At 53.7% G+C, this 9,472-nt stretch carries 7 protein-coding genes; 5 read left to right on the forward strand and 2 right to left on the reverse strand.

Features of this window, described 5'->3' with window-relative positions:
* Positions 1-127 precede the first annotated feature (127 nt).
* A complete protein-coding gene (gene lpdA / locus FDW94_RS11075) occupies positions 128-1,552 on the forward strand; it encodes a dihydrolipoyl dehydrogenase (protein WP_003829486.1) in 1,425 nt (474 codons plus the stop codon).
* Positions 1,553-1,746: 194 nt separating this feature from the next.
* Positions 1,747-2,478 carry a conjugal transfer complement resistance protein TraT gene (traT, locus tag FDW94_RS11080; protein WP_048236127.1) on the forward strand — a complete coding sequence of 244 codons (732 nt, stop codon included), beginning with the start codon at positions 1,747-1,749 and terminating at the stop codon, positions 2,476-2,478.
* Between the two features lie 63 nt (positions 2,479-2,541).
* Here the strand turns inward: traT and FDW94_RS11085 are convergent, their stop codons facing one another.
* Complete coding sequence (locus FDW94_RS11085) at positions 2,542-3,336, reverse strand: DUF2950 family protein (protein WP_008786213.1); 795 nt, start codon at positions 3,334-3,336, stop codon at positions 2,542-2,544.
* Positions 3,337-3,346: 10 nt separating this feature from the next.
* Positions 3,347-4,933, reverse strand: a complete 1,587-nt coding sequence (locus tag FDW94_RS11090; protein ID WP_137377580.1) for a DUF3300 domain-containing protein — start codon at positions 4,931-4,933, stop codon at positions 3,347-3,349.
* 448 nt (positions 4,934-5,381) lie between these two features.
* Here FDW94_RS11090 and acnB point away from each other — a divergent pair, with 448 nt between their 5' ends.
* From acnB to FDW94_RS11105, 3 genes are all read left to right on the forward strand, one after another.
* Positions 5,382-7,979 (forward strand): bifunctional aconitate hydratase 2/2-methylisocitrate dehydratase, encoded by a 2,598-nt coding sequence (acnB, locus tag FDW94_RS11095; protein WP_057067418.1) that lies wholly within the window; start codon positions 5,382-5,384, stop codon positions 7,977-7,979.
* Positions 7,980-8,153: 174 nt separating this feature from the next.
* On the forward strand, positions 8,154-8,516 hold the full coding sequence (gene yacL / locus FDW94_RS11100) for a protein YacL (protein WP_020996227.1): 363 nt from the start codon (positions 8,154-8,156) through the stop codon (positions 8,514-8,516).
* Between the two features lie 180 nt (positions 8,517-8,696).
* Positions 8,697-9,472: 2-keto-3-deoxygluconate permease 1 (locus FDW94_RS11105; protein ID WP_249358426.1), on the forward strand; the 776-nt coding region annotated here is incomplete at its 3' end.

The raw sequence follows: 9,472 nt of genomic DNA on the forward strand, positions 1-9,472 counted from the left end.
GTCAGTGAGGTTATTGTGCGAAAGACAAATCGGTTGCCGTTTGTTGTTTCAAAATTGTTAACAATTTTGTAAAATACGGGCGGATAGAACGACCCGCTGGACGACGGGTATAAATTAAGAGGTCATGATGAGCACTGAAATCAAAACTCAGGTCGTGGTACTTGGGGCAGGCCCTGCAGGTTACTCTGCTGCCTTCCGTTGCGCAGATTTAGGTCTGGAGACCGTCATCGTAGAACGTTACAGCACCCTTGGCGGTGTTTGTCTGAACGTCGGCTGTATCCCTTCTAAAGCGCTGCTGCACGTAGCAAAAGTTATCGAAGAAGCCAAAGCGCTGGCTGAACACGGTATCGTTTTTGGCGAGCCGAAAACCGATATCGACAAGATTCGTACCTGGAAAGAAAAAGTTATCACTCAACTGACCGGCGGTCTGGCGGGTATGGCCAAAGGCCGTAAAGTGAAAGTGGTTAACGGTCTGGGTAAATTTACCGGGGCAAACACCCTGGAAGTTGAAGGCGAAAACGGCAAAACCGTGATCAACTTCGACAACGCAATCATCGCGGCGGGTTCCCGTCCGATCGAACTGCCGTTTATTCCGCATGAAGATCCGCGCGTGTGGGATTCCACCGATGCACTGGAATTGAAAACTGTTCCTAAGCGCCTGCTGGTAATGGGCGGCGGTATCATCGGTCTGGAAATGGGTACCGTGTACCATGCGCTGGGTTCAGAGATCGACGTGGTTGAAATGTTCGATCAGGTTATCCCGGCTGCCGACAAAGACGTGGTTAAAGTCTTCACCAAGCGCATCAGCAAGAAGTTCAACCTGATGCTGGAAACCAAAGTGACCGCCGTTGAAGCGAAAGAAGACGGCATCTACGTTTCCATGGAAGGCAAAAAAGCCCCTGCCGAAGCTCAGCGTTACGATGCTGTGCTGGTCGCTATCGGTCGTGTACCGAACGGTAAAAACCTCGACGCGGGCAAAGCTGGCGTGGAAGTTGACGACCGTGGCTTCATCCGCGTTGACAAACAGCTGCGCACCAACGTACCGCACATCTTTGCTATCGGCGATATCGTCGGTCAGCCGATGCTGGCACACAAAGGTGTTCATGAAGGTCACGTTGCCGCTGAAGTTATCGCCGGCAAGAAACACTACTTCGATCCGAAAGTTATCCCATCCATTGCATACACTGAACCAGAAGTTGCATGGGTTGGTCTGACCGAGAAAGAAGCGAAAGAAAAAGGCATTAGCTACGAAACCGCCACCTTCCCGTGGGCTGCTTCTGGCCGTGCTATCGCTTCCGATTGCGCAGACGGTATGACCAAACTGATTTTCGACAAAGAATCTCACCGTGTTATCGGTGGTGCGATTGTCGGTACCAACGGCGGCGAGCTGCTGGGCGAAATCGGTCTGGCGATCGAAATGGGTTGTGACGCAGAAGATATCGCGCTGACCATCCACGCGCACCCGACTCTGCACGAGTCCGTGGGCCTGGCGGCAGAAATCTTTGAAGGTAGCATTACCGACCTGCCAAACCCGAAAGCGAAGAAAAAGTAATCTTCCCGCTTTTGTGAAAACGCCTCTTCGGAGGCGTTTTTTTTGCCTGAAAACTACCAGTTTTAGTAGTCATCTCATTGATATTTCCACTAAAAAAAATTGCGCAACTGCCGATACTTTTTTCGCCATTGTGTGGCTACTGGCCGCACGGAGAAGAGGCTCTGGACTCTCTATTACACGAAAAAGGAAAATACATGTCTTTAAAAAAAATCGCGGTTGTTGGCATGGTTGTCGCGACAATGACGCTGACCGGTTGTGGTGCGATGACCACCGCCGTTAAAAAACGTAACCTTGAAGTGAAAACGCAGATGAGTGAAACCATCTGGCTGGAGCCTTCCAGCGAGAAGACCGTCTACATTCAGGTAAAAAACACCTCTGACAAAGACATGAGTAACCTGCAAACCCTGCTGGCAAATGACCTGTCAGCGAAGGGGTATAAAGTGACCAGTTCGCCAGACAGCGCTTATTACTGGGTGCAGGCGAACGTGTTGAAAGCGGACAAAATGGATCTGCGTGAAGCTCAAGGCTTCCTGAAAACGGGTTACGAAGGTGCCGCGATGGGCGCAGCGCTGGGCGCGGGGATTACCGCTTATAACAGCAACTCCTCTGGTGCGGCGCTGGGTGTTGGTATCGCGGCGGGGCTGATCGGCATGGCCGCGGATGCGATGGTGGAAGACGTAAACTACACCATGGTTACTGACCTGCAAATCTCTGAACGCAGCAAAGCGAAAGTGACAACGGATAATGTTGCTGCATTGCGTCAAGGGACATCTGGCATCAAGCTGCAAACCAGCAGCGCGCAAGGCGATCGCGCAAAATACCAGACCCGCGTTGTGTCTAATGCTAACAAAGTGAATCTGAAGTTCGAAGAAGCGAAGCCGGTGTTGGAAGCTCAACTGGCGAAATCTGTCGCTAACATCCTGTAATTTGTTGCGGGTTGCCGGGGGGCGGCTATGCCTTACCCGGCCTACTAACCTTCCGACTCGGTATCAGGGCGCTACAGGTTGCCAGTTTTTATCCGGATGGAATGTGGTTAACGCTTGTGCTTTCTGCTGTGATTCAACACCGAGATCGGCCTGGTAGACTTTGTCTTCACCGTTAATCATAAAACTCATCACGCCGGTGTGATCGTAGCTAACGGGCCAGGCTACCATGGCAAAACCGCTGGTTTTATCGGGAAGGATCCGGAAGCGATAGCCGTGATAGCCCATGCCCGGCTCCTGTGGACTGAAGGCTGGGCCAAGCGGGCTTGGCGCTTCGCCCGGCGAAACAGGCCAGTACAGACCATCCTTTTTCCCTTCAGAACTGACAATCTTTTGCGCGTATTTCTGGTTCATCGCAAAATAGCTCTGCTGAGCATCCACATAGGCGTGCAACGCCTCGATGGCAGCAAGTTCGTTGCGTCCAATCTCACGGGTCAGGATCTCTTCGGCCGCTTCCTTGATATCAAATTGCCAGCCTGAAGCGTTTTTGACGACCGGGATTGGCAGTTGCCAGTCGCTGTCCCCAACCACAAGATGCGCCGTATTGCCGTCGATGACAGTGCTATGGCGTACCTTCCAGTCACGCAGGAAGCGATCAACCGCATCAGGATCGACGCCTTCTGGCGGCAGAAAATCACGCCAGTTTTCCCCGAGCAGGTTGCTCATTGCACTTTCATTTTGCTCACTGATAGCGTTTGCCAGCGCATCTGTTGCCTGGTCTGGTGTGCTGAAGGATTGTTGTGCCATCGCGGTGGCCGAAACCATGAACAACACCATTCCACTGAGTAGTTTATTTTTCATGTCGGTTCCCTTAACGATGACGGAATTCACGGTGTTCAGCACGCCCGCCAGAAGGCTGGCGTGATGGCTGATTACGGGCGACCTGCCGGCTCTGGGCACCTCGCTGTTGCTGTGCCTGCCAGTTGGCGGAGCGACTGTCGTTACCGCTCAGCGCATTGGCGCGTGGCTGGCTGGTTCGCTGTTGAAGATTGCGCTGTTGTACATTGCGTTGCTGCGCCGGTTGCGTGACCCGTTTCTCCTGTCGCTGGGCGACTGCCTGGCGATTCTCCCGCTGCTGAGTGCTCGTCCGCTTCGCGGTTTGCGGTTTGGTATCGTAACCGCGGTAGTTATTACGCTGAGAAATTTGCTTCAGTTGTTGATTCGATGCCTGACGCTGGGCGTCTCTCGTGCCCGTACGCGCCGTTTGCGGGAATGTTTTCCCCGTCGATTTTTCCATCTGGCTCAGGGCTGCCTGGCGCTGGTTATCACGGTTGACCGGTCTTTGCTGAGTCGAACTTAACCCGGTTGCCGTGTTAGTGGAGTGGAAGCGGTTATTGAGCTGGCTATTTGGGTAAGGCACACCCTCACGGTAGGCTGGGTTATGCTGCCAGGTACGGTTGGCATCTGTCAGGCGCTGACCACTGATTTTATTGAAGTTATCAACGTTAATGTTGATGTTGTTATCACCGTTGCGGTTATAGCCGCCATGGTTATCCCAGTCATCATTATGATGGTGGTCGTCGTCGTCATCCCAGTCGATGTTGCTGAAGATGGCATAGGTTGTGGCGACACCAAGGCTGAAGCCTAAACCATTGACGAAGCTGTTACCAAATTGCTCACCGGGCGTTGGTGGCAGATAGGTTGGCGGATAGGCGGTATTCGGCCAGGTACCGTAAACCGTGTTCGGGTTATAGGTTGGAACATACACCACCTGCGGATCGGCGGATTCAATCTTGATGACCGTAGGGCTTGTCGTGGTGGTAGTGCTGGTTGTTGACGTGCTGGTGGCGGTTTTCGCCGGTGCCGCTTTGGTCACGGTGGTGACGGTCTGTTGCGGTGTTGATTGCAGCGCGCCGGTTTGTTGCGCCAGCGCGCGCAGACGTTGAACGGAATCCATGACGTCCTTCGGCTGTGCGAGGAAAGCATCGCCCAGACTTTGTACCCACGGCGGATTTTCACCCATCAGCGACATCAACTGAGGAAAAGCGACCAGCGATTTCACGCTGGGATCCCAGGGCTGGCTGGCAACGGCCTGAATGGCAGCATCGCCCTGCATTTTGGGATTGTCTTTTGACCACTGTGCGGCCTGGATGACATTAGCCGGATAGGTTGAGGCCATCAAAATTTGCGACAACAGCGAGTCTGGATAGAGCGCGATGGGTGCAACCCACTGATCGATCTGTGCTGCCGAGTAGGTTGGTGCCACGGCGGGCGCTGTTTGGTCGGCCGGGGCAGGGGTCGCTACGGGAGCTGGGGCCGGTGTTGACGGTTGCTGCGCAACGGGGGGCGGAGCAGCAGGCTCCGTTGTGCGACTTTTAACAAACATCACGCCAGAGGCGGCAAACAGCCCGGCACTGCACAAAAGGACAAGCAGATGTGGCTTAAGGGGCAACTTCATAAAATGACTCCAACGAGACGAGCGCTGTGCCGTGAGGCGTTCCTGTTGCCGCGAGTATTATTCACCCGTGTTAGACAGTTTTGACTTTTATGGTTGATTCACCAGGTAGGTCCGAAAAAAGAGTGTGAGTATTTATTACACAATTATATGTGATGGTGGAAAAATCGCTGGAATATTCAGCCGATCGCGCTTGAAAATTAACCGTTTATGGGCGGTTTTAAGCTGACTTAATTTCACCTCGCCTTGTCGCTATACCATTCTTAACGATTCAGCCAATTTTTTATGTTGCTTTTTTGTAAACGGATTAACACTTAATGAAAATCCTGTTATTGTGCCTTATGCGGTACCGGGCATTTACCCTACTAACTACTGTCTCACAGGAGCGTGAAGAGAATCGCCCATCTACAAAAGCGCCGCATTATGACAATGAGAGCGAGGAGATATCGTCGTGCTAGAAGAATACCGTAAGCACGTAGCTGAGCGTGCTGCCCAGGGGATTGTGCCAAAACCTTTAGACGCAACCCAAATGGCTGCACTTGTCGAGCTGCTGAAGACCCCGCCTGTGGGCGAAGAAGAATTCCTGTTAGACCTGTTGATCAACCGCGTTCCTCCTGGCGTAGATGAAGCCGCTTATGTTAAAGCTGGTTTTCTCGCCGCTGTCGCAAAAGGCGACACCACCTCCCCGCTGGTTACCCCAGAAAAAGCCATTGAACTGCTGGGCACCATGCAGGGTGGCTACAACATTCATCCGCTGATCGACGCGCTGGACGATGCAAAACTGGCGCCGATTGCCGCCAAAGCGCTCTCTTCAACGCTGCTGATGTTCGATAACTTCTACGATGTAGAAGAAAAAGCCAAAGCGGGCAACGAATATGCGAAGCAGGTAATGCAATCCTGGGCTGATGCCGAATGGTTCCTGAACCGTCCAGCTCTGGCTGAAAAAATCACCGTTACCGTCTTTAAAGTGACGGGTGAAACCAACACCGATGACCTTTCTCCGGCACCGGATGCATGGTCTCGCCCGGATATCCCTCTGCACGCGCTGGCGATGCTGAAAAACGCCCGTGAAGGTATCGAACCGGATCAGCCGGGCGTGGTTGGCCCGATCAAACAGATCGAAGAATTGCAGAAAAAAGGTTACCCGCTGGCTTATGTGGGTGATGTTGTCGGTACCGGTTCTTCGCGTAAATCCGCAACCAACTCCGTGCTGTGGTTCATGGGTGACGACATTCCTCATGTGCCGAACAAGCGTGGCGGCGGCCTGTGCCTCGGCGGCAAAATTGCACCTATCTTCTTCAACACCATGGAAGATGCGGGCGCACTGCCGATTGAAGTGGACGTGTCGAACATGAACATGGGCGACGTGATTGACGTTTACCCGTTCAAAGGCGAAGTACGCAACCACGAAACCGGCGAACTGCTGGCAAGCTTTGAGCTGAAAACCGAAGTCCTGATCGACGAAGTACGCGCCGGTGGCCGTATCCCGCTGATCATCGGTCGTGGCCTGACCACCAAGGCGCGCGAAGCGCTGGGCCTGCCGCACAGCGACGTATTCCGTCAGGCGAAAGACGTGGCGGAAAGCAGCCGTGGCTTCTCCCTGGCACAGAAAATGGTTGGCCGCGCCTGCGGCGTGAAAGGCATCCGTCCGGGCGCGTACTGCGAACCGAAGATGACCTCCGTCGGTTCTCAGGATACCACTGGCCCGATGACCCGTGACGAACTGAAAGACCTGGCGTGCCTGGGCTTCTCTGCTGATCTGGTGATGCAGTCCTTCTGCCACACCGCGGCCTATCCGAAGCCGGTGGACGTGAACACGCATCACACGCTGCCAGACTTCATCATGAACCGCGGCGGTGTGTCGCTGCGTCCGGGCGACGGCGTTATTCACTCCTGGCTGAACCGCATGCTGCTGCCGGATACCGTAGGTACCGGTGGTGACTCCCATACCCGTTTCCCGATAGGTATTTCCTTCCCGGCGGGCTCTGGTCTGGTGGCGTTTGCTGCGGCGACCGGCGTGATGCCGCTGGATATGCCGGAATCCGTTCTGGTGCGTTTCAAAGGCAAAATGCAACCGGGTATCACCCTGCGCGATCTGGTACACGCCATCCCGCTGTACGCGATCAAACAGGGTCTGCTGACCGTTGAGAAGAAAGGTAAGAAGAACATCTTCTCTGGCCGAATTCTTGAAATCGAAGGTCTGCCGGATCTCAAAGTAGAGCAGGCGTTCGAATTGACCGACGCCTCCGCTGAACGTTCTGCTGCCGGTTGTACCATCAAGCTGAACAAAGAGCCGATCGTTGAGTATCTGAGCTCTAACATCGTTCTGCTGAAGTGGATGATCGCAGAAGGTTACGGCGATCGCCGTACGCTGGAACGTCGTGTGCAGGGCATGGAAAAATGGCTGGCGGATCCGCAGTTGCTGGAAGCCGACGCTGACGCAGAATACGCGGCAGTGATCGACATCGATCTGGCGGATATCAAAGAGCCAATCCTGTGTGCACCGAACGATCCGGACGATGCGCGTCTGCTGTCTGACGTACAGGGCGAGAAGATCGACGAAGTGTTCATCGGCTCCTGCATGACTAACATCGGCCACTTCCGTGCCGCTGGTAAGCTGCTGGATGCGCACAAAGGCCAACTGCCAACGCGTCTGTGGGTGGCTCCGCCAACCCGTATGGATGCGGCACAGCTGACCGAAGAAGGTTATTACAGCGTGTTCGGTAAGAGCGGTGCGCGTATCGAAATTCCAGGCTGCTCTCTGTGCATGGGTAACCAGGCGCGTGTAGCCGACGGCGCAACGGTGGTGTCGACCTCTACCCGTAACTTCCCGAACCGTTTAGGTACCGGGGCGAACGTCTACCTGGCTTCTGCGGAGCTGGCGGCGGTTGCGGCGCTGATTGGTAAACTGCCGACGGCGGAAGAGTACCAGACCTATGTGGCGCAGGTAGATAAAACGGCCGTAGATACTTACCGTTATCTGAACTTCGACCAGCTGTCTCAGTATACCGAGAAAGCCGATGGTGTGATTTTCCAGACTGCGGTGTAATGCCCTAAAGCATTTTGTGTAAAAACGCATCAATGCCCGGAGAAGTCTGCTTCTCCGGGCATTTTTATTTCTATTCCTTATACCCACTACGCTTTTTTTCTGCCGCGCTGCTGCGATAATTACAGCAAGGCGCAATGCGGTATTGGCGCATTGCCGGGAGTAGAGGAAGACATTATGGATTACGAATTTCTGCGCGATATTACCGGGGTGGTAAAAGTGCGTATGTCCATGGGCCACGAGGTGGTGGGGCACTGGTTTAATGAGGAAGTGAAAGAAAACCTGGCCTTACTTGATGAAGTGGAACAGGCAGCGCGTGCGGTTAAGGGCAGTGAGCGCTCCTGGCAGCGAGCAGGGCATGAATACACGCTCTGGCTGGATGGCGAAGAAGTGATGGTTCGCGCTAATCAGCTGGAGTTCTCTGGCGATGAGATGGAAGAGGGGATGAGCTACTACGACGAAGAAAGTTTTTCGCTCTGTGGTGTAGAGGACTTTCTTCAGGTTGTGGCGGCATACCGCGAATTTGTGCATCAATCCTGAGATATTTCAGATATCAATGAAGCCGGGTGAGACAAACCCGGCTTTTTTTTCGTCCGAATGATTATTTGATTTTTGTTAATCATTCAAAAACTGTGATCTGCCGCGTTTGTGATCTGATTTTGATTGAATATAATCGTTGTGATTTTATTTAATCACAACATAACAACAGGCGGGAAGACCATGAACATCAAGAAGGCAATAGAACGCGTACCCGGCGGCATGATGGTTGTGCCGTTGGTTATCGGTGCCATTATCAACACTTTTGCCCCGCAGGCGTTGCAGATCGGTGGATTCACCACGGCTTTATTTAAAAATGGCGCGGCTCCCTTGATTGGCGCGTTCCTGCTCTGTATGGGGGCGGGAATTAGCGTAAAGGCGGCGCCGCAAGCTTTGCTACAAGGCGGCACGATTACGCTGACCAAGTTACTGGTCGCGATTGCAATTGGTCTCGGGGTTGAACACCTGTTTGGCGCGGAGGGCATCTTTGGCTTAAGCGGTGTTGCCATTATTGCGGCAATGAGTAACTCCAATGGCGGGCTTTACGCGGCGCTGGTTGGCGAGTTTGGCAATGAACGTGATGTCGGTGCGATCTCCATTTTGTCTCTGAATGACGGGCCTTTCTTTACCATGATCGCGCTGGGCGCGGCGGGTATGGCAAATATTCCTATCATGGCGCTGGTGGCGGTTCTTGTTCCGCTGGTGGTTGGCATGATCCTCGGTAACCTCGATGCCAATATGCGTGACTTCCTGACCAAAGGCGGTCCACTGCTCATTCCTTTCTTTGCATTTGCACTTGGAGCCGGTATTAACCTGGAAATGCTGCTGCAAGGCGGTCTGGCGGGCATTCTGCTGGGCGTACTGACCACCTTTGTGGGCGGTTTCTTTAACATTCGAGCCGATCGTCTGGTAGGCGGGAGTGGTATTGCTGGTGCTGCGGCATCCAGTACGGCGGGGAA

The organism is Citrobacter sp. wls757 (genome assembly GCF_005280935.1).
GTDB classification, from domain to species: Bacteria; Pseudomonadota; Gammaproteobacteria; order Enterobacterales; family Enterobacteriaceae; genus Citrobacter; species Citrobacter portucalensis.